This is a genomic window from Bradyrhizobium sp. CB1015 (assembly GCF_025200925.1).
GTDB lineage: Bacteria > Pseudomonadota > Alphaproteobacteria > Rhizobiales > Xanthobacteraceae > Bradyrhizobium.
Genome location: NZ_CP104174.1, coordinates 7845215 through 7864389 on the forward strand (window position 1 = coordinate 7845215; position 19175 = coordinate 7864389).

The window sequence follows — 19175 nt, forward strand, 5'->3', positions numbered from 1 at the left end:
ATGGACGAGACCGAGCTGTCGAGCTGTTGCCAGGGCTGCGGTGCCTGCTGCGGCTATTCGCAGAACTGGCCGCGCTTCTCGGTCGAGAGCGACGAGGAGCTTGCGCTGATCCCGGCGGCGCTCGTCAACGACCGGCAATCCGGCATGCGCTGCGAGGGCGATCGCTGCGCTGCGTTGCAAGGCGAGATCGGGAAGATGACGGCCTGCGGCATCTACGACGTGCGGCCGGAGGTGTGCCGCACCTGCATGCCGGGCGACGCCGAATGCGCGATGGCGCGGCGGAAGTTCGGCCTGCCCGTTATCCAGATCGCCTAGGCCGGAACCGCTTCGCCGACCTCGTCGTCGAGCTCGTCATCGAGCGGCGCGAGCACCGAGAGCGGCTTGGTCGACAGCGTGATCGGTTTGCGCCCTCCCGACAGCGACGTTGAAGCTTTCGCGGTGCGTTCGCGCGACAGCGCGAAGAGCGTCGAGCCGACGCGGCCGCCATTCTCGATCAGGTCGCGCTCGCTGCAGCTCGCTGCGATCGCGACCGCCAGCGAGTGCAAATGACTGCGGCGGTAGCAGAACAGCGCCAGCCTGGCGCGCACGTCAGGGGAAACACTCTCAACCAGCCTCGGCAGGCCACTCTCGCCGGCGCGGTACATCTCGCCAAGGAGCTCGTCACGAACCGGGCAGAAATCGCTTTCAAAGGCATCGCGGCTTGAAAACATTGCAGTTCTCCCTCGTGTGGGGAAGATGCAGCGCAATTCTCTAACGAAAGGTTAACCACGCTGCCCGGTAGTCACCCGGGGTGCTTGCGCGTGGGCGACGAATCGGCGGCGAGGACGGGACTGACTGCTTGCCGTCATTCCGGGGCTCGCGAAGCGAGAACCCGGAATCTCGAGATTCTCAGGTGCGCAACTGCGCACCATAGTTCTCGCTTCGCGAGCCCCGGAATGACTGCGTCGCAGTCAGTTCGCCGCCATGAAGATGGAGAGGCCGAAGCCGGTCAGGTGGTGCAGCGCCTGGTCGACGCCGATCAGGGTCCAGAACCAGGGATGGGCGAGATCGACGCCGAAATTGGCGGAGACGAATCCCTTGGCGCGGTCGATCGTGATGTGGATCAGGAAGTCGATGAAGGCCACGAACCAGAATCTCGGCGCCACGATCACGATCAGCGGCAGCGCGACCGCAAGGTGGACCAGGCAGTGCACCAGGAGCGGCAGGGCCCAGCCATGCTTCTGGTCCTTGCCGTGCGCCATCCAGGCGGTCTGAAGAACGAAATCGGCGATGACGTGCTTGAAGGTGAGCAGCAACATCCAGCCAATGAGCGCTTCAACAGGAATCGCCGATGACATGGGTGGAAACGACAAGCTGACGCCTCATTGACGTGACGAGAAGAATTGGAGCGTTCAGCGCAACTTCTTCTTGGACCGGTCAAATCGCCGGGACGCGTGATTTATGGCATCTCCCGCGGCGGAATGCAGCCGGGTGGAACCGGAAAATCGTCAAGTGTGGCTAACTGGTGATAGGATGGCCAATCGCCGCGGGCATATCGAGTAAGGTTACCTTCGGCTCGAAATTTGCATTCCGCTCCCCTCGCGCTATCATCGGCGATCGAGAATATCGTTCTTTTTTCAGGCGTTTACGAATTACCGGGCGCGCTGCGCTTCCAAGCCACGCGCCGCCAGCCAAACGATAAGGCCAGAGTGCTGCGATGAGTACTGAAGGCCCCGCCGCATCGCCGACCGTGCCGCCGACCCGGCGTCCCAAGGTGATCAAGACCAACCAGCAGCAGGTTTTCCTCTACGTCGTGCTGACCCTGCTGCTGTCGCTTGCCACCGTCTGGGCCGGCCGCACGCTGGTGCACAATTCGGAGACGCTGACCTTTGCCGTCGGCGGCCCCAACAGCGACGAGGCGCTGTTCGCAGCCAAGCTCGCCGCCCTCCTGAAGAACAACGCATCGCGCTTCCGGATCAACATCGTCAGCAACGCCGACAACGCCAAGGCGCTCGCCCAGTTCGACCGCAAGCAGGCCGACCTCGCCGTGCTGCGCACGGACGCCAAGGTGCCGCTGCGGGCGCGCACGCTCGCGATCCTCGAGCACGATCTCGTGCTCCTGCTCGGTCCCGGCAACAAGAAGATCAAGTCGCTGGCCGAATTGAAGAAGAAGAAGGTCGCTGTCGTCGCCGAGAACGAATCCTCGCTCGCGTTCGTGCGCAGCATCCTCGACGTCCCCGATGGCCCCGAGGCTGCGAAGATCCAGATGGCGCCGCAGGGCGCGACGCTCGACAAGCTGTTTGCCCCGGCAAATGGCTTCAGCGCGGTGATCGCGATCGTCCACGCCTCGAAGGCGATCCGGGACAAATCCTACGAGCAAGCCGCAAAGCGCGGCGGCTTCACGCTGAACGCCATCGACGAAGCCAAGACGCTGGCGCGCAAATTCCCCGGAATTTCCGACGAGACGCTGACAGCGGGAACGGTGTCGACATCCCCGCAAATTCCCGACGACGATCTCGACACGATCGGGCTCGAATGGCTGCTGGTCGCGCAATCCAGGATGTCCCCGAGCACGGCCGGCGAGCTCGCCCGCATCGTCTACGAGAACAAGTCGGCGCTCGGGCTCGACAACGGCTTTGCCACCAGGATCGAGCCGGCCTCCGTCGAGAAGGACGCCTTCGTGATCGCGCATCGGGGCGCTGCCGACTACATCAACGACGACACCAAGTCGTTCATGGATAAATACAGCGACATGATGTATCTGGGCGCCGCAGCGCTCAGCGTCATCGGCTCGATCTTCGCCGCGATCTACGCCAAGATCACCCGCATCGCGCCGGAGAAGGCCAGCGAGCTCTCGACCGCCATCCTCGACATCGGCGAGCGGATCGAGCACGCCCACTCGCTGGATCAGCTCGAATGTCTTCAGGATGAGCTCGAGGCCATCTTGCGCGGTGCCGTCATCGGCCTCAGGGACGGCACGATCAGTACCGACGGGCTCGACACCTTCAAGCTCGGCTACGAATTCGTCCGCGACGAGATCGGCATGCGCCGCGACTATCTGAAACGTCATGCCAGCGAAGCTGACAAGACGGCGCGCGATGCCGGGCCGGCTCCGCTGGACGACAGCAATGTCGTGGTGGTGAAGACCGCCCAGAGCGCCTGACCCCGCCGGATTGGACAATTAAAGACTTTCGTGTCCCGGGCAAGCTGCAATGCCGAAGACGTTGCAGCGCCGAGCCGGGACCCAGGAACCGGCCGCGGTATGCGTCGCCACATAGGCCCCGGCTCTGCAGCGCATCACTTCGTGCCGCGCCGCGACCGGGGCACGACACGGAGGCTTCCCGTCCGATCGCCAGCCAGCCGTCTGGAACCCAGCCCATCCGCAACCGTTGGTTTCCGGTTGCAACCTGAGAACGCGGCATGCGTGCACTCCTCATCATCCTCCTTCTGGCAATGCTGGCGGCGGCCGGCTACTTCGCCTATTCCGCAATGGCAGTCGAAGGTGAGCCGATCCCGACGGAAGGCTATGTGGCACTGGCGCTGGGCGCGGGGTTCTCCCTCATCGTCGGCGTCGGGCTGATGGTGCTGCTGTTCTTCAGCAGCCGCCGCGGCTACGACGAGCCGCCACATTTCAGGTAGCCCCGCCGGCGGCGGCACCGACGGCAGGCCCGGCGCAGCGGCGCCGGCAAAACGGCCTGCGCCGTCGTTGACGGGCTCCGCCCGGGCAGGCACTTTGGCGCCGACGTCCCATCCGGGGCCTCGAGACCTGCCCCGAGACCGAATAGCCTTCTTCGCATGTCCAAGCCGCTGATCTCCGCTCTGGCCCAGTTCGCGGCCGCCACGGCCGGCCGCAACATGACCAAGGCGGCCTATGTCGCGGTGACCGTCGGCGTGCTCGGCATGGTCTTGCTGACGGACAATAGGGCCAAGGAGGCGTGGGGCTGGGTCGGCGCCCTGCTCTGGACCTGCCTCGCCTATTTCGTGTTCGAATGGCTGGTGCGGCTGCGCCACATGGCGCGGCAGGGGCGGCTTTCGCTCTACGTGTCCTCCTCGGCCGGCATCGTCGACGCGATCGGGGCGCTGGCCGTGCCGGTCGCGCTTCTCCTCAGCGTCGAGCCGAAGACAGCCTGGTTGCTCAGCGTGCTCTGGGTGCTGAAGGTGGTGCCGGGCATTCCCGGCCTGCGGCAGCTGCGCCGCGTCCTGGTGCTGGAATCGGGGCCGCTGGTCAGCGTGCTCGTGATCTTCCTGATGGTGGTCTTCCTCGCCTCCGTCGCCGAGTATTTCCTGGAGCGGGACGTGCAGCCGCAGACATTCGGCAGCGTCCCGAACGCATTGTGGTGGGCGGTGGTGACCCTGACCACGACGGGCTATGGCGACGTCGTGCCGGTCACCCCGCTGGGCCGCGTGGTGGCAGCGCTGGTGATGATCTCCGGCCTCGGCGTGTTCGGCCTCTGGACCGGTATCCTCGCGACCGGCTTTGCCGCGGAGACGCGGCGCGACAATTTCCTCAAGACCTGGGAATCCGTCAGCAAGGTGCCGTTCTTCGCAACCCTGGGACCGGCGGCGATCGCCGACGTCACCCACATGCTGCGCACCATCGAGCTGCCGGCGCGCACCACGATCATCCGCAAAGGTGCGCAGGGCGACTGCATGTATTTCATCGCCGCCGGCGAGGTCGAGGTCGATCTGCCCGGCAAGAAGGTGCAGCTCGGCGAAGGCGCCTTTTTCGGCGAGATGGCGCTGCTCGGCAACAACAAGCGCGGAGCCAACGTCTCGACCACGAAGGTGTCGCAGCTGCTGGTGCTCGACCTCGTCGATTTCCGCGTGCTGATGGCGCGGCACCCCGATCTCGCCGAGACCATCGATGCGGAAGCAAAGCGGCGCGCGCTCGAAAACAAGTAATGGAGACAGGAATGTCGGACACTGCCGACGCAGCCACCGGCCCGCTGCTCGAAGTCACCGGCGCCCGCGCCACCATCCGCCTCAACCGTCCGCAGCATCTCAACCGGCTGCAGGCGGAGGATCTCGACGAGCTGACGAGATTGTTCGACCGGGTCGAGGCCGACCCCGACATTCGCGTGCTGGTGCTGACCGGAACCGGACGCGCCTTCTCCGCCGGCTACGATCTCAATTCGGTGGCGGAACGCGCGGTCAGTGCGAGCGAGCAGCAGAGCGCGGGCTCCGCCTTCGAGGCGGTGGTCAACCGGCTCGAGGATCTCGGCGTGCCGACGATCTGCCGGCTCAATGGCGGCGTCTATGGCGGCTCGACCGACCTCGCACTTGCCTGCGATTTCCGCATCGGCGTCGATAGCGCGGAAATGTTCATGCCGGCGGCGCGGCTTGGGCTGCACTATTACCCGAGCGGCATCAAACGCTACGTGACCCGCCTCGGCGTCGACAACGCGAAGAAGCTATTCCTGACCGCGCAGAAGATCAGCGCCCCGGAGATGCTGCGCATCGGCTATCTCACCGCGATGGTGCCGGTGGAATTCCTGGACGAGGAGGTCGACAAGCTTGCTGGTGTCCTCGCCGGCAACGCGCCGCAGGCGATGCGCGGCATGAAGCGCGCGATCAACGAGTTCGCCCGCGGCGAACTCGACGAAGCCGCCGCCGACCGGCGCCACCGCGACAGCATGCGCGGCGACGAGATCAAGGAAGGCATCAAGGCGTTCGCCGAGAAGCGGGCGCCGCGGTTCTGAGGCGTGCTCTCATCCACCCGCCGCGGCGGCGTGCTGCGCCGCCATCTCGGCGTCGGCGGCATTGATGCGCTGGAACGCCGGCCGGGCGGTCATGCGCTCGGCATAACGGACGAAGACATCCTTCTTCGGCACGATGCCGAACATCATGGTCCAGTTGAAGGCGACGCCCCACAAGACATCGGCCGCCGTCATGCGCTCGCCGAGCAGATAGGGGCCCTTCGCCAGCTGGGCCTCGAGCGCACCCAGCATCGTATCGTAATCGGCATAGGGCGATTGCGTGATCAGCGCCGGCTCTCGCTGCATGAATTTGTCGATCAGGGCCGGCTCGAACGACGACCCGTAATAGGCGATCCAGCGCAGATAGGGCCCGCGCAGCGGATGGTTCAGGGCGGGCGTCAGCCCCGCCTGCGGGAACAAATCGGCGAGATAGATGGTGATCGCGACTTGCTCGGTCACCAGCGCCTCGCCGTGGCGAACCGCAGGCACCTTGCCGAGCGGGTTGATGGCGAGATAGGCGGGCTTGCGCTGATCCCCGGCCTTCATGTTGAGGACATGGAGATCGTAAGGCGCCCCCAGCTCCTCCAGCAGCACCCGCGTGCCGGTGGCGCGCGTCTGCGGCGAATAGAACAGGGTGATGCGGTTCGGATCGGTCATGGCAGTCTCCATCTGGCCGGCTGGCGATGGCGCCGCTTGTAGCGGAGCATACCTGACATCTTGTGTCAGGTATGCTTTAAGGGATCATGCGCGCGAGCCGAATGCTGTCGATCCTCACCACCCTCCAGGCCAGGGGGCAGGTCACCGCACCCGAGCTCGCGGAGGCCTGTGAAGTGTCGGTGCGCACGATCTATCGCGACATCGACGCGCTCGCGGCGTCCGGCGTTCCCGTTTACGCCGACCGCGGCGCTGAAGGCGGCTATCGCCTGCTCGACGGCTACCGCGTGCGGCTGAACGGGCTGTCGCAGAGCGAGGCCGGCGCGCTGTTCCTGGCGGGATTGCCGGGCCCGGCCGCGGCGCTCGGGCTCGATGCCGCGATGATCGCCGCCCAAAACAAGCTGATGGCGGCCCTGCCTGCGAATTTGCGCGAGGATGCCGGGCGGATGCAGGAGCGTTTCCACCTGGACGCGCCCGGCTGGTTCGGCGAAGCGGAAGACCCGAAGCACCTGCGCACCATCGCCGGCGCGGTGCTGCGCGGGACGCTGATCAGGATTCGTTACCAAAGTTGGCGTGCGGAGAAGCAGCGCCGGATCGCTCCGCTCGGCCTCGTGCTGAAGGGCGGCAGCTGGTATCTCGCAGGACAAGTCGACGGCAGCGTGCGCACCTATCGCGTCGCACGCGTGCTCGACTGCACGGCGCTCGACGACCGCTTCGACCGCCCCGCCGATTTTGATCTCACTGCCTATTGGCACGCTGCGACACTTCGTCTCGAAGCCGAGATGCATCCCAATGTCGCGATCGTCCGGCTGTCGCCGTTCGGAGTCAAGCTGCTCGACGCGCTGAGCCAGCCCTACGTCAAGGCGCGCACGCAGCTCGAGGAGACAACCGATGCAGAGGGTTGGCGCATTGCGCGCGTGCCGGTCGGCAAGACGTCGTGGCACGCAGCGGCCGAACTGCTGCGGCTCGGCCCCGAGGCCGAAGTGCTGGAACCCGCCGATCTCCGCGACAAGATGGCCGAGATGACGCTGGCGATGGCCGAGCGCTATCCCGCGACGCGCAAAGCCTGATCGCGGCACATTCTGCCGCAGCCCACGAAACAATCCTGAAACACGATTCTTCCCGCTTGCCATGAACGCGATCGCGTCTCGTCTCGACCGAAATGCAGGGACGCAACAATGGCCCTAGCGCCGAATGGAGAATGAAGATGTTTCGTAAGCTTGCACTTGGTCTGATCGCCGCCGGTTCGCTCGGCGTTGCCGCTCTTGCGCCCACCGCCGCTTCGGCCGGTGGCTTCCATCATCACCACTGGGGTCATCACTGGGGTCCCGGCTGGGGCTTCGGCGGCGTCTACGTCAACACCGGCGTCAGCAACTGCTACCAGGAGCGCCTGGTCCAGACCCGTCACGGCCTGCGCGTGCGTATCGTGAACGTCTGTGCTTACGGGATCTACTGATATCTCGCTTTCACGACAAAGCTCCGGTCGCATCGCGGCCGGAGCTTTGCGTTGAGCTAGCCCGCCCGCCGCTGCCGGCGAAACCAGGCCCAGGTCTCGCGCGTCGTTCTGATGTAACCGCGGCCGCGATGGACGATCTCACCATCGACGATCGCGTTCAGCTTCGGCAGCGCGTGAAAGGGGATCGAGGGATAAGCGTGGTGCTCGACATGGTAAGGCATGTTCCACGCGAACCATTTGACGATGGCGCCGGTATAGGTGGTGCGGGTGTTGTGGAAGGCGCTGCGGGTGCGGTCGCAGCCGGTGTGCTCGGCGTAGAGGTAGGGCCGCAGGAAGAACTGCCCGATGATCAGCGGGACGATCCAGACCCAGAGCAGCAGCGCTGACGAGAACCACAGCGAGAGCGCAAGCAGCAGGGCGTAGAGCGCGGCATAGGCGCGCGCCTCGGCCACGATGGTGTTGCGCTTGCTCTCGGGAATCCATGGCAGGACGACCTTGCCGGTGATCGCATGGCCCAGCATCAGCCGCAGACGGCCGGCGACCTGGAGCAAGCCGCTATAGGCGATCGCAAGCTGCGCGTCGGATCTCGGCTTCACCCCAACGATCAGCTCGGGGTCCCGTTCCGGGTCCTGCGTGTAGCGATGATGGTCCCAGTGAAACAGGCAGTAATATTCGTAAGGCAGCCCGATGATGAATGCCGAGAGATAGCCGACGCCGAGATTGAGGCCGCGGCTCCTGAACGCGGTCTTGTGCGCGGTCTCATGCACCGCCATGAACAGGAAGGCGACGGCATAGCCCTGCACCACCATCAGCGGCAGCGCCCAGAGCACGCCCCAGTTCGACGAAACGAGCCAGATCAGCGCGCCCACCAGCACAATCACGCCGTAATGGCCGAGGCTCTGCACCGCACCTCTGACGTTGGAGCGAACCGACAATTCGCGCAGCGTCGCCGGCGTCAGTGGCTTCAGGCGATGACCGGCGTCCGAAATGGTTGCGTCGCTCATGATTGGTTGCGTGCCCTACTTGCGGAGAAGCTCGGCGATCTCGGCCTTGATGAGAGCCCGGTCGCGCGGATTGTTGACGGGGTTGCCGGCGCGATGGCCATGCAGCGATGGGATCGGATGCAGCACCGCCGATCTCGCGTTGACGAGCTTGCCGAGTTCGTCCTCGTTGTCGCGGAAGTCGAAATAGCGGTCGGTCGCGCCCGGCATCAACAGCATGTGCGCCTTGATCGCCGCCAGCGCGCGATCGAGATCGCCGGCGGATGCCGCACAGCGACTGATGTCGCCACGCTGCCAGATGCCGATCTGCGCCAGGAGATCGTTGGCATCGCGCCACGCGAAGGTCGCATCCCAGGCGCGGACGAGATAGTCCTCGAGCGAGGTGAAGCCCGCTTCGCGCCAGAGCTCGTCGCGATAGAAGCCGTGCGACATCGCCCAGCCGGCATAGACGCGCCCCATGGCGCGATAGCCGGCGACAGGTTTTTCCACGAAACGGCCGTCGCGGAAGGCGGGATCCGCCGTGAGCGCGGCCTTCACGCTTTCGAGGAAGACCTGATTATAGGGTGCGCAGCGGGCGCTGCCGCAGACGACCGCGGCGCGCGCGACCATGTCGGGATGCAGCGCCGCCCAGTGATAGGCCTGCATGCCGCCCATCGACCAGCCATAGACCAGCGCAAGCTTGGAGATGCCGAAGCGTTCGGTGAGCAGCCGGTGCTGGACCGCGATGGCATCGTGATAGCTCACCTCGGGGAAGGGCCCGGGCGTGTTCGAGGGCGAGGACGACAGGCCGTTGCCGAACAGGTTCGGGATGACGATGAAGTAACGCGTGGGATCGAGCACGCCGTCGGGACCGATCAGCCATTCAATGTCGGTGTGCTGCGCGCTGAACGAGGTCGGATAGAGGATGACGTTGTCCCTGGCGGCGCTCAGCGTACCGTAGGTTTTGAAGGCGAGCTTCAGCGCCGGAAACACGGTCCCGGACTGGAGCGTGACGTCGCCGGCCTCGAACATTTCGTAATCGCGTTGCGCCGTCATGCACTTAAGTTCCCGCTCACGGCGGCCTTCCCGGCGTCCACGATGCATCGATCATGCCGGCTTCGCAGATATGCCGCTCGCCTTATAATGTACTTTTAGTACAGTTATTTGGGAGCGGCAAGATAAATCCGATCCGCAGCCCGGCTCAGGCGATGGCGGCGAGATAGCGCGCGACGGACGCAGCGAACGCCGCCTTGGCACCGCTGGCGATGTTGCGGCCCCACCAAGCGCCGTAGATCCGGTCGAAGGCGAGCGGCTCGACGGCTGATGCAATCCGCCGCACCGCAGCGGCGTTGAGCGGCATGTAGTTCGGATAGGAATACATGAAGCTGACGAAGCGCCGGTCCATCGTCACCTGTGCGATATCCCCTGTGAGCAGCGCGCCTTTGCCGTCCGCACCACGCGCATAATGCAGCACGGTGGCCCCGGCGAAGTGGCCGCCGGTGCGCAGCAGCAGCACGTCGTCGGAGAGGCGATGGCTTTCGCCGGTCCAGTGCACGATCGCCGGATGAGGCCGCGTGACGAAGGCGCGATCGTCGGCGTGCAGATAGACCGGCACGCCGCCGAACGTGTCGCTCCAGTCGGCGACCGCGCCATAGTAGTGCGGATGCGAGATCGCGATGGCCTTGAGGCCGCCGAGTGCTGCGACGTGCTGGATAGCCTCGTCGGTCGCGAGCGGAATGCAATCCCACATCACGCAGCCGTCGCCGTCGGGCACCAGCAGCGCGCGCTGCCCGATGGCAAAGCTCGGCGCCATCCCGATCCCGGTTAGGCCGAGATCGTCCCGCACCATCAGTCGGTGCTTGCGCGCGAGCTTCTCGCGCGTGAGGAAGGCTTGACCGCTCCAGCCGACGAACTGGCGCTCGTCCTCGCAGATCGGACAGGAATCGGGCGGTGCTTCGTGTAAGGGAAATTGAGCGCCGCAGGTTTCGCAAGTCCAGAGAGGCATGACTCGTGCTCCGTCGGAAGATCGCAGGATGACATTGCGGTCAGGCTCCCGGCAAGATCGATGACCGGAGCAGCGCCTGGAACCAACGCGGCGAGCGCCCGTTACGTTCAGGCCCACGCCAAATCGATTGGCCGACGGGATCACGACGCACGCGGAGCAGTTCAGGTATCGATGGCATCGCGGTCCCCCTCCTCGTCCCATATCTGGCCTTTGTTCGCGCTCAACTTCTTCATGGCCGACATGCAGTCGGGCATCGGGCCGTTCGTCGGGGTATTTCTCCAGGAGCGTGGCTGGGCCAGCGGGCTGATCGGCACCGCCATGACCATCGGCAATGTCGCGGGCATGCTGATCACCACGCCGATCGGCGGCTTCATCGATTCCAGCCGCAACAAGCGGCTGTGGGTGGTGATTCCCGGCATCTGCGTGGTCGCGGCATCCGCGATCATCCTGATCTCGCAAAACTTCTGGGCGGTGACGTTCTCGCAAGTCGCGCAATCGCTAGCGAGCGCCGCCATCGTGCCGGCGGTCACGGGCATCACGCTCGGCATCGCCAAGCAGAAGGGCTTCAATGCGCTCAACGGCCGCAACCAGGCCTTCAACCATGCCGGCAACATGGTTGGCGCCGCGTTGTCGGGTTATCTCGGCTACAAGTTCGGCTATGTCGCCGTGTTCGCGCTGGCGGCCGTGTTCGGTGCCATCGCCATCGCCTGCGTCATGATGATTCCGGCGGAGGCGATCGACGACCGTGCCGCGCGCGGCAGCAAGGAGGACGATTCCAAGGCGCCGCCGGATGCGATGACGATGCTGCTGAAGCACAAGGCGCTGCTCGTGCTGGCTCTCGCCCTCGCACTGTTCCATCTCGGCAATGCCGCGATCGTGCCGCTGTACGGACTTGCCGCGGTCGCCGAGGGACAGGCCAACGGCCCGAGCTTCGTCGCAACCACCGTGGTGATCGCACAAGGCGTGATGATCGTGACGTCGCTGATCGCGATGAAGGCCGCGAGCAAGCGCAATTACTGGCCGGTGATCCTGGTGTCTTTCATGTTCTTGCCGGTCCGCGGCGTGCTCGCCTTCTTCGTCACGGGATGGTGGGGCGTGGTGCCGATGCAGGTGCTCGACGGCATCGGCACCGGACTGCAAACAGTCGCCGTCCCCGGCATGGTCGCGCGCTCGCTCAACGGCACCGGCCGCATCAATCTCGGCCAGGGCGCCGTGATCACGGTGCAGGGGGTCGGCGCGAGCCTCAGTCCCGCCCTCGGCGGCTGGATCGCGCAATGGATCGGCTATGGGCCGACCTTCCTGCTGCTCGGCGGCTTCGGCCTCGCGTCGATCGCGCTGTGGCTGGCCTTCGGCTCGGCGGTGAAGAAGTATTGAGCCACAGCGCCGTATGGCGGTCGCGGCGCAACGTGCCCGCCTTCGATCTGCCCAATAGGCAGGCTGCGGCACCTGGTCGCTGGCTCAGCGCGTAGTTGCGAGTGGCTTTTCGCGCAATCCGGCGCTTTTCTGGTTGCCGCATCCCGGGCGCGCCGACGAAAGTGCGAACCGCAATGAATCGGCAATAGGCGTTCCGGCGATCGATGACCCAGCCGCAGCTCTCATTCGATGGCGACCCGAACGGTGCGGCCTATGAACAATGGCGCGAGCAGTTTTGTCGTCAGGTGGCCAACGTCGATTTCGTGCCGGTGGGCGAAGGACGAGTTCACCGTGTCATTGCGCCGGCCATTCTTCCCCGCCTCAGGCTCTCGGCATCGTTCGGCACGCCGGTGTCTTTCGTGTCGTTGGGAACGAACGACGAGCTGGTGATCACGACGTCACCCAATTCCGCATTGAGCGGAGCCATGGGCAAGCGCCGGCTGGAGATCGCCGCGGGCGACGTGACGATCGGCGATCCCTCGATCAGGGGCGCCCACATCACCCAAACGGCGCATGGCAATTTCCAGACCGCGCTGCTGCCGCGGAAAGCGCTGCTGCGCGCGTGCCCGAACGCCGAGGACCTGATTGCTCGCGCCATCCCGGGCGCCAGCCCGATCACGTCGATGTTCCTGCGGTATTACGACCTCGCACACGCGCATGCCGACAAGCTCGCACCCGCGGAGCTCGATGCGGTCTCGCAGCACCTGTTCGACCTCGCCGTGCTGATGATCGGAGCGCGCGGCGATGTCGCCGAGGAGGCGCGACTGCGCGGCCTTGCGGCAGCGCGCTTCGAAGCCATCAAGGCCGACATCCTGGCGCAGCTGGACAGCGCCGCACTGTCGCTGTCCGACCTTGCGGCCACGCACCGCATCAGCGCGCGCACAATCCAGCTGCTGTTCGAGAAGGCCGGCATCACCTATAGCGGCTTCGTGCTCGAGCAACGTCTGCTGCGCGCCGAGCGGCTGCTGAGGAACCCGGGGCTGCGCTCGCGCAAGATCATCGAGATCGCGCACCTCGCGGGATTTCACGACGTCTCCTACTTCCATCGCGCGTTTCGCCGCCGTTTCGGAGCGACGCCCGACGATATCAGGAAGCTGGCCAGCGGGGCCGACTAGGCGAGTCCCGCCGCGACGGGCCGGAACGGTGCCCACTATGTCCCAAAGCTCTTCTGCACCGCCTTGTCGAGCGTCTCGCCGCCGCCGAAGCGCTGGCGCAGCTCGCGCTTGAGCAGTTTGCCGCTCGGATTCTTCGGCAGGCTATCCACGAAGATCACGCGCTTGGGGACCTTGAAATGCGCCATCTGGCCGGCGCAATGCTTGATCACGGTGTCTTCGTCGAGCTTTTCCCCGGCCTTGACCACGACGATGGCGGTGACCGCCTCGATCCAGCGCGGATCGGGCAGGCCGACGACCGCGACCTCCGAGACGGCGGGGATGCGGTAGACCATCTCCTCGACCTCGCGGCTCGCGACATTCTCGCCGCCGGTCTTGATCATGTCCTTGACGCGGTCGACCACGGTGATGTGGCCTTCCTCGTCGACGGTGGCGAGATCGCCGGAGTGAAACCAGCCGCCAGCGAACGCCGCCGCGGTCTTGACCGGATCGTTGTAATAGCCGGAGAGCAGATGCGGCGAGCGATGCACGATCTCCCCGACTTCACCGACCTTGACGTCCTCCATCGCCGTATTGACGACGCGCGTCTCGACATTGAGCACGGGCTTGCCGGCGGAGCCGGCCTTGCGGAGCTGATCCTCCGGCCGCAGCACGGTCGCGAGCGGTGCGATCTCGGTCTGGCCGTAGAAATTCCAGAATTTCACGGCGGGCAGGCGGCGCTGAAGCTCGAGCAGCACTTCCACCGGCATGATCGAGGCGCCGTAATAGCCCTTCTGCAAGCTCGACAGATCGGTTTTGTCGAAATTCGGCGAGCGCAGCATCGCGATCCAGATCGTCGGCGGCGCGAAGAACGAGGTGATCCTGTGCGCCTGGATCAGCGCCAGGATGTTGTCGGCGGTCGGTTTGCCCGTGATCACGCCGGAGGCGCCGAGATACACCTGCGGGCCCAGGAACACGTCGAGCTGCGCGCAATGATAGAGCGGCAGCGCGTGCAGGAAGTTGTCCTCCGCGCTCATGCCGCCATCGATGATGCAGCTGACATACTGCCACATCACCGCTTCATGGGTGAGCATCGCGCCCTTGGGCAGTGATTCCGTGCCTGAGGTGTAGACGATCTGCGCGAGATCGCGGCTATCGACCGACGCGTCCAGGACCGAGCCGTCTGAATGCAAGAGATCGTCGAAGCTGGTGAGGCCCGCGGGCGCGGTGGCGGGATCCTCCCCCGGCAGCCAGATCATCTTCTCGACTGCGCAATCCTTCGCGCTCGCCGCGCGTGCCGGCTCGACGAAGTCGGGACCGGTCGCGAGCAGCTTGGCGCCGGAGCTCTTCAGGATGAAATTGATCTCGTCCGGATTGAGCATGAAGTTGATCGGCACCAGCACCGCGCCGATCCGGGCCACGGCGAAGCGCAGCGCCGCGAAGGCGTGCGAGTTGCGCGACAGCACGGCGAGGCGGTCGCCCTTCTTCACGACGAGCCCGAGCAGGCCGCGGCCGAGCCGGTTGCAGATCGCGTCCATTTCCGCAAAGGTCCAGCTCACATCGCCGCAGCTCACAGCGAGCTTGTTCGGCTCGCGGCCCGCAGAGCGGCGCAGGAGATCGCCGATGGAATGCTCGCGCGCTTTCGAGATGGTGGCTGCGGTGTCGACGGTCATTTCCTTCCCCTTGAGTCTGGAATTTGCCTGGATCCCAGCGCGAGCAGTGGCCATGCCGTTGCATTCGCAGGCTTCCGATGTTGCGCAAAGCGTAATCGGCGCGATCGGCCGCGTCAATTCGGCCACTGCGCTCGTGGTGATGGAGCTGTCGAAGCAGTAAGAGACGATCACGATCGTGATGGTTCCGGCGAGCTCCGACGTCACCGGAAAATCCCGCTCGCCCTGCACGGCGCACTGGACGCAGGCCCAAAATAGAGGCAACACGCCGTGGTCTGATCTGCATCAATTTGCGATGCAAAATTCGCTACATTGTTGAGTTCGCCCTATCGCGCGATCAGCGGCCGGGCGTACGTGTCAACAGTGGGTGCCGCCGCACGGCGTGATGAACAGATGAACTTTACACCGGGTCGCGTCGTCGCCGCGCTCGCCATCCTGCTCGCAGGCGGCGGTTACTACTATTGGCAGCACCGCGACACCAACGCGCTGCCACCGGGGTTTTCCCGCGGCAACGGTCGCATCGAGGCAGTCGAGATCGACATCGCCACCAAGACGCCGGGACGCATTCGCGAGATCCTGGTCAACGAAGGCGACTTCGTCACCGCGGGCCAGGTTCTGGCCCGCATGGAGACCGAGCAGCTGCAGGCCCAGCGCCGCCAGGCCGAAGCGCAGCTCCAGCGCGCAACGGTCAATGTCGAAACCGCGAAGAGCCTGGTGAACCAGCGCGAGGCCGAACGCAAGGCGGCCGAGGCCATGGTCGACCAGCGCATCGCCCAGCTCGACACCGCGAGCCGCAAGCTCGACCGCTCCGAACAATTGATCAGGACGAGTGCGGTGTCGCAGCAGGTCCTGGACGACGACCGCTCCGCCAACGCCACGGCGAAGGCGGCGCTCGCTGCGTCCCAGGCCCAGGTCGCAGCATCGGAAGCCGCAATCAGCTCCGCCCGCGCCATGGTGATCGATGCGAAGGCCGCAGTCGACGCGGCCAACGCGGCAATCGAAAGCATCAACGCCGATCTCAACGACAGCGTGCTGAAGGCGCCGCGCGATGGCCGCGTGCAGTATCGCGTCTCGCAGCCCGGCGAGGTGCTCGCCGCCGGTGGCCGTGTCCTCAACATGGTCGATCTCGGCGACGTCTATATGACGTTCTTCCTGCCGACGGCCGATGCCGGCCGCGTCGCGATCGGCGCCGAGGTCCGCCTCGTGCTCGACGCCATCCCGCAATATGTGATCCCCGCCAAGGCCACCTTCGTCGCCGATGTCGCGCAATTCACGCCCAAGACGGTCGAGACGGAGGAAGAGCGCCAGAAGCTGATGTTCCGCATCAAGGCGCATATCGCGCCGGACCTGCTGCGTCAGCATATCGAGCAGGTGAAGACCGGCCTGCCCGGCATGGCCTATGTGCAGCTCGATCCGGCCGCGCCATGGCCGGACAATCTCAAGATCAAGCTGACGAGATGAGCACGCAAGCCGCAGCCGAAGCACCGGCTGCCGCCGGCAGCGTGGTGCATCTGGAAGGCGTGGGCCTGAGCTACGGCAAGACCCGGGCGCTCGAGTCCATCACGCTCGACCTGCCGTCGGGCTGCACGGTCGGGATGATCGGCCCCGACGGTGTCGGCAAATCGAGCCTGCTCGCGCTGATCGCAGGCGCGCGCGCGATCCAGGATGGGCGCATCCACGTGCTCGGCGGCGACATGGCGAGCGCGCGCCATCGCCGCAACGTGTGCCCCGACATCGCCTACATGCCGCAAGGCCTCGGCAAGAATCTGTATCCGACGCTGTCGGTGTTCGAGAACATCGACTTCTTCGGCCGCCTGTTCGGACACGACAAGGCGGAACGGAACAGGCGGATCGCCGGCCTGCTGCGCGACACCGGGCTGACGCCCTTTGCCGACCGGCCGGCGGCAAAACTGTCCGGCGGCATGAAGCAGAAGGTCGGGCTGTGCTGCGCCCTGATCCACGATCCCGAACTCTTGATCCTGGACGAGCCGACCACCGGCGTCGATCCGCTGTCGCGCCGGCAGTTCTGGGAATTGATCGCCTCGATCCGCCAAAGCCGGCCCGGCATGAGCGTGATCGTCTCGACCGCCTACATGGAAGAAGCCGCGCAGTTCGATCTTCTCGTTGCAATGAACGCCGGGCAGGTGCTGGCGACGGGAACGCCCGCCGCGCTGCTGCGGCAGACCGGTGCCGACACACTTGACGATGCGTTCATCCATCTCCTGCCGGAGGAGGATCGCAGCAAGCACGCCAGCGTCGTCATTCCCCCGCGCAGCAATAACCATGACGAGATCGCAATCGAGGCTGACCACCTGACCCGACGGTTCAACGGCTTTGTCGCCGTCGACGACGTCAGCTTCCGCATCAGGAAGGGCGAGATCTTCGGCTTTCTCGGCTCCAACGGCTGCGGCAAGACCACGACGATGAAGATGCTGACCGGCCTCTTGCCGGTGAGCGAGGGCACGGCGCGGCTGTTCGGCAAGGCCATCGATGCCGGCGACATGTCGGTGCGGCGGCGCATCGGATACATGTCGCAGGGCTTCTCGCTGTATTCGGAGCTCACGGTCGCCCAGAACCTCGATCTGCATGCGCGGTTGTTCGAGCTGCGGCCCGAGACCATCGCCGCGCGCATCGACGAGATGATCGCTCGGTTCGATCTTGCCGATGTCGCAGGCGCCCTGCCCGATGCCCTGCCGCTCGGGCTGCGGCAGCGGCTGTCGCTGGCGGTCGCCATGATCCATGCGCCCGATATCCTCATCCTCGACGAGCCGACCTCCGGTGTCGATCCCGTGGCGCGCGACCGCTTCTGGCAGATCCTGGTCGAGCTCTCCCGCAAGGACAACGTCACCATCTTCGTCTCGACCCATTTCATGAACGAAGCGGAGCGCTGCGACCGGGTCTCGCTGATGCACGCCGGCAAGGTGCTGACATCGGACACGCCCGCGGCGATCACAGCCGCGCGCGGCACGGCGACGCTGGAGCAGGCCTTCATCGCCTGCCTGGAACAGGCGATCGCGGACAGCGGGGACTCAGCCGGGCCGCTTGCGCTCGCATCGCCGCCTGCGGCGACGACCGCGGCGCTTCCCCGCAAGCGCGGGACGACTTTCAGTCCGACGCGCATGCTCGCCTATTCCCGGCGCGAGACGCTCGAGCTGCGGCGCGATCCGATCCGCGCCACGCTCGCGATCCTCGGCAGCGTGCTGCTGCTGTTCGTGCTCGGCTACGGCATCAGCATGGACGTCGAGAACCTGACCTTCGCCGTGCTCGATCGCGACGACAGCGCAATCAGCCGCGACTACAGCCTCCAGATCGCGGGCTCGCGCTACTTCACCGAAAAATCGCCGATCACCGATTACGCCGACCTCGACCGCCGCATGCGCGCCGGCGAGATCGGCCTTGCCATCGAGCTGCCGCCCGGTTTCGGTCGCGACGTCAGCCGCGGCCGTCATGTCGAGATCGGCGCCTGGGTCGACGGCGCCAACCCGACCCGCGCCGAGACGCTGCGCTCCTATGCCCAGGCCATCCACGCGACCTGGCTTGCGCAGAAGGGCCGCGAGCTCTATGGCGAGGCGGCACTCGCCGGCGCCTACCAGCTGCAATTGCGCTACCGCTACAATCCTGACGTCATAAGCGTCGTCGCCATGGCGCCGGGCATCATCCCGCTGCTGCTGATCATGATTCCGGCCGTGCTCGCCGCGCTGGCGGTGGTGCGCGAGAAGGAGCTCGGATCGATCGTCAATTTCTACGTGACGCCGGTGACGCGGCTGGAGTTTTTGCTCGGCACGCAGCTGCCCTATGTCGTGCTGGCCTTCGGCAACTTCCTCCTCCTCGTCGGATTTGCCCTCACCGTGTTCCGCGTGCCGTTCACCGGAAGCTTTCCGACCTACGCGCTGGCGGCGCTGCTCTACGTGACGGCCACGACCGGCATCGGGCTGGTGATCTCGGCCTTCATGAACAGCCAGATCGCGGCGCTGTTCGGCACCGTTCTGATCACGCTGATACCGGCCATCCAGTATTCCGGGCTGATCGATCCGGTGTCGTCGCTGCAGGGGGCGGGCGCGCTGATCGGACGGATCTACCCCACCACCTATTTCGTCACGATCTCGCGCGGCACCTTCTCCAAGGCTCTGGCGCTCGACACGCTGCACAACGATCTCCTCGTCCTCGCCGTCATCGTCCCCCTCCTGGTGATCGCCGGCGCGATGCTGCTGAAGAAACAGGCCCGCTGATC

General features: G+C 65.5%; 18 protein-coding genes and 1 pseudogene. 12 read left to right on the forward strand and 7 right to left on the reverse strand.

The features are described from left to right. Entirely contained in the window at positions 1-315 is a 315-nt protein-coding gene (locus tag N2604_RS36755) for a YkgJ family cysteine cluster protein (protein ID WP_260372804.1), read from the forward strand. Here the strand turns inward: N2604_RS36755 and N2604_RS36760 are convergent. Both N2604_RS36760 and N2604_RS36765 read right to left on the reverse strand, forming a co-directional pair. After that, the gene (locus N2604_RS36760; protein ID WP_260372805.1) at positions 312-710 is read right to left on the reverse strand and encodes a hypothetical protein; all 399 of its coding nucleotides are present in this window, start codon (positions 708-710) and stop codon (positions 312-314) included. The genes N2604_RS36755 and N2604_RS36760 overlap by 4 nt on opposite strands. Positions 711-950: 240 nt before the next feature. Further along, on the reverse strand, positions 951-1298 hold the full coding sequence (locus N2604_RS36765) for a DUF3307 domain-containing protein (RefSeq protein ID WP_260376384.1): 348 nt from the start codon (positions 1296-1298) through the stop codon (positions 951-953). A 398-nt stretch (positions 1299-1696) separates the two neighbouring features. On the opposite strand from N2604_RS36765, the gene N2604_RS36770 reads away from it, so the two are divergent. From N2604_RS36770 to N2604_RS36785, 4 genes are all read left to right on the forward strand, one after another. Continuing rightward, positions 1697-3142 carry a TAXI family TRAP transporter solute-binding subunit gene (locus tag N2604_RS36770; protein ID WP_260372806.1) on the forward strand — a complete coding sequence of 482 codons (1446 nt, stop codon included), beginning with the start codon at positions 1697-1699 and terminating at the stop codon, positions 3140-3142. A gap of 257 nt (positions 3143-3399) precedes the next feature. Further along, complete coding sequence (locus N2604_RS36775; protein ID WP_260372807.1) at positions 3400-3618, forward strand: hypothetical protein; 219 nt, start codon at positions 3400-3402, stop codon at positions 3616-3618. A 156-nt stretch (positions 3619-3774) separates the two neighbouring features. Further along, positions 3775-4881: a cyclic nucleotide-gated ion channel gene (locus tag N2604_RS36780; RefSeq protein WP_260372808.1), complete on the forward strand. Its 1107-nt coding sequence runs from the start codon at positions 3775-3777 to the stop codon at positions 4879-4881. Between the two features lie 11 nt (positions 4882-4892). Continuing rightward, positions 4893-5678 carry an enoyl-CoA hydratase/isomerase family protein gene (locus N2604_RS36785; RefSeq protein WP_260372809.1) on the forward strand — a complete coding sequence of 262 codons (786 nt, stop codon included), beginning with the start codon at positions 4893-4895 and terminating at the stop codon, positions 5676-5678. A gap of 9 nt (positions 5679-5687) precedes the next feature. Here N2604_RS36785 and N2604_RS36790 read toward each other — a convergent pair whose 3' ends face one another. Continuing rightward, the gene (locus tag N2604_RS36790; protein WP_260372810.1) at positions 5688-6332 is read right to left on the reverse strand and encodes a glutathione S-transferase family protein; all 645 of its coding nucleotides are present in this window, start codon (positions 6330-6332) and stop codon (positions 5688-5690) included. A gap of 86 nt (positions 6333-6418) precedes the next feature. Between N2604_RS36790 and N2604_RS36795 the strand changes: the two genes are divergently transcribed. Next, positions 6419-7399 (forward strand): YafY family protein, encoded by a 981-nt coding sequence (locus N2604_RS36795; protein WP_260372811.1) that lies wholly within the window; start codon positions 6419-6421, stop codon positions 7397-7399. A gap of 137 nt (positions 7400-7536) precedes the next feature. Further along, entirely contained in the window at positions 7537-7785 is a 249-nt protein-coding gene (locus N2604_RS36800; protein ID WP_260372812.1) for a hypothetical protein, read from the forward strand. 56 nt (positions 7786-7841) lie between these two features. Here the strand turns inward: N2604_RS36800 and N2604_RS36805 are convergent, their stop codons facing one another. The 3 genes from N2604_RS36805 to N2604_RS36815 all read right to left on the reverse strand — a co-directional run bounded on the left by N2604_RS36805 (position 7842) and on the right by N2604_RS36815 (position 10770). Further along, on the reverse strand, positions 7842-8789 hold the full coding sequence (locus N2604_RS36805; protein ID WP_260372813.1) for a fatty acid desaturase: 948 nt from the start codon (positions 8787-8789) through the stop codon (positions 7842-7844). A 15-nt stretch (positions 8790-8804) separates the two neighbouring features. Then, complete coding sequence (locus tag N2604_RS36810; protein ID WP_260372814.1) at positions 8805-9821, reverse strand: alpha/beta fold hydrolase; 1017 nt, start codon at positions 9819-9821, stop codon at positions 8805-8807. A 145-nt stretch (positions 9822-9966) separates the two neighbouring features. Further along, entirely contained in the window at positions 9967-10770 is an 804-nt protein-coding gene (locus N2604_RS36815) for an MBL fold metallo-hydrolase (protein WP_260372815.1), read from the reverse strand. A 171-nt stretch (positions 10771-10941) separates the two neighbouring features. On the opposite strand from N2604_RS36815, the gene N2604_RS36820 reads away from it, so the two are divergent. Both N2604_RS36820 and N2604_RS36825 read left to right on the forward strand, forming a co-directional pair. After that, positions 10942-12144 (forward strand): MFS transporter, encoded by a 1203-nt coding sequence (locus N2604_RS36820; RefSeq protein WP_260372816.1) that lies wholly within the window; start codon positions 10942-10944, stop codon positions 12142-12144. A gap of 203 nt (positions 12145-12347) precedes the next feature. Next, positions 12348-13298 carry an AraC family transcriptional regulator gene (locus tag N2604_RS36825; RefSeq protein ID WP_260372817.1) on the forward strand — a complete coding sequence of 317 codons (951 nt, stop codon included), beginning with the start codon at positions 12348-12350 and terminating at the stop codon, positions 13296-13298. Between the two features lie 35 nt (positions 13299-13333). Here N2604_RS36825 and N2604_RS36830 read toward each other — a convergent pair whose 3' ends face one another. After that, positions 13334-14947 carry an acyl-CoA synthetase gene (locus tag N2604_RS36830; RefSeq protein WP_260372818.1) on the reverse strand — a complete coding sequence of 538 codons (1614 nt, stop codon included), beginning with the start codon at positions 14945-14947 and terminating at the stop codon, positions 13334-13336. Between the two features lie 118 nt (positions 14948-15065). Between N2604_RS36830 and N2604_RS36835 the strand changes: the two are divergent. The 3 genes and pseudogenes from N2604_RS36835 to rbbA form a co-directional block, all read left to right on the forward strand. Next, positions 15066-15188, forward strand: a pseudogene (locus N2604_RS36835) (ABC transporter permease); the annotation flags it as partial. A gap of 149 nt (positions 15189-15337) precedes the next feature. Then, a complete protein-coding gene (locus tag N2604_RS36840) occupies positions 15338-16405 on the forward strand; it encodes an HlyD family secretion protein (RefSeq protein ID WP_260372819.1) in 1068 nt (355 codons plus the stop codon). Continuing rightward, positions 16402-19173 carry a ribosome-associated ATPase/putative transporter RbbA gene (rbbA, locus tag N2604_RS36845; protein ID WP_260372820.1) on the forward strand — a complete coding sequence of 924 codons (2772 nt, stop codon included), beginning with the start codon at positions 16402-16404 and terminating at the stop codon, positions 19171-19173. The genes N2604_RS36840 and rbbA overlap by 4 nt, the downstream gene beginning before the upstream one ends. The last annotated feature ends 2 nt before the right edge of the window (positions 19174-19175 follow it).

Bases quoted from the DNA above. Each gene is read 5' to 3' on its own strand.
- rbbA (WP_260372820.1), top strand. From the start codon at position 16,402: ATGAGCACGCAAGCCGCAGCCGAAGCACCGGCTGCCGCCGGCAGCGTG.
- N2604_RS36785 (WP_260372809.1), top strand. From the start codon at position 4,893: ATGTCGGACACTGCCGACGCAGCCACCGGCCCGCTGCTCGAAGTCACC.
- N2604_RS36825 (WP_260372817.1), top strand. From the start codon at position 12,348: ATGACCCAGCCGCAGCTCTCATTCGATGGCGACCCGAACGGTGCGGCC.
- N2604_RS36820 (WP_260372816.1), top strand. From the start codon at position 10,942: ATGGCATCGCGGTCCCCCTCCTCGTCCCATATCTGGCCTTTGTTCGCG.
- N2604_RS36770 (WP_260372806.1), top strand. From the start codon at position 1,697: ATGAGTACTGAAGGCCCCGCCGCATCGCCGACCGTGCCGCCGACCCGG.
- N2604_RS36830 (WP_260372818.1), bottom strand. From the start codon at position 14,947: ATGACCGTCGACACCGCAGCCACCATCTCGAAAGCGCGCGAGCATTCC.
- N2604_RS36790 (WP_260372810.1), bottom strand. From the start codon at position 6,332: ATGACCGATCCGAACCGCATCACCCTGTTCTATTCGCCGCAGACGCGC.
- N2604_RS36755 (WP_260372804.1), top strand. From the start codon at position 1: ATGGACGAGACCGAGCTGTCGAGCTGTTGCCAGGGCTGCGGTGCCTGC.
- N2604_RS36800 (WP_260372812.1), top strand. From the start codon at position 7,537: ATGTTTCGTAAGCTTGCACTTGGTCTGATCGCCGCCGGTTCGCTCGGC.
- N2604_RS36760 (WP_260372805.1), bottom strand. From the start codon at position 710: ATGTTTTCAAGCCGCGATGCCTTTGAAAGCGATTTCTGCCCGGTTCGT.
- N2604_RS36775 (WP_260372807.1), top strand. From the start codon at position 3,400: ATGCGTGCACTCCTCATCATCCTCCTTCTGGCAATGCTGGCGGCGGCC.
- N2604_RS36810 (WP_260372814.1), bottom strand. From the start codon at position 9,821: ATGACGGCGCAACGCGATTACGAAATGTTCGAGGCCGGCGACGTCACG.
- N2604_RS36815 (WP_260372815.1), bottom strand. From the start codon at position 10,770: ATGCCTCTCTGGACTTGCGAAACCTGCGGCGCTCAATTTCCCTTACAC.
- N2604_RS36805 (WP_260372813.1), bottom strand. From the start codon at position 8,789: ATGAGCGACGCAACCATTTCGGACGCCGGTCATCGCCTGAAGCCACTG.
- N2604_RS36795 (WP_260372811.1), top strand. From the start codon at position 6,419: ATGCGCGCGAGCCGAATGCTGTCGATCCTCACCACCCTCCAGGCCAGG.
- N2604_RS36840 (WP_260372819.1), top strand. From the start codon at position 15,338: ATGAACTTTACACCGGGTCGCGTCGTCGCCGCGCTCGCCATCCTGCTC.
- N2604_RS36765 (WP_260376384.1), bottom strand. From the start codon at position 1,298: ATGTTGCTGCTCACCTTCAAGCACGTCATCGCCGATTTCGTTCTTCAG.
- N2604_RS36780 (WP_260372808.1), top strand. From the start codon at position 3,775: ATGTCCAAGCCGCTGATCTCCGCTCTGGCCCAGTTCGCGGCCGCCACG.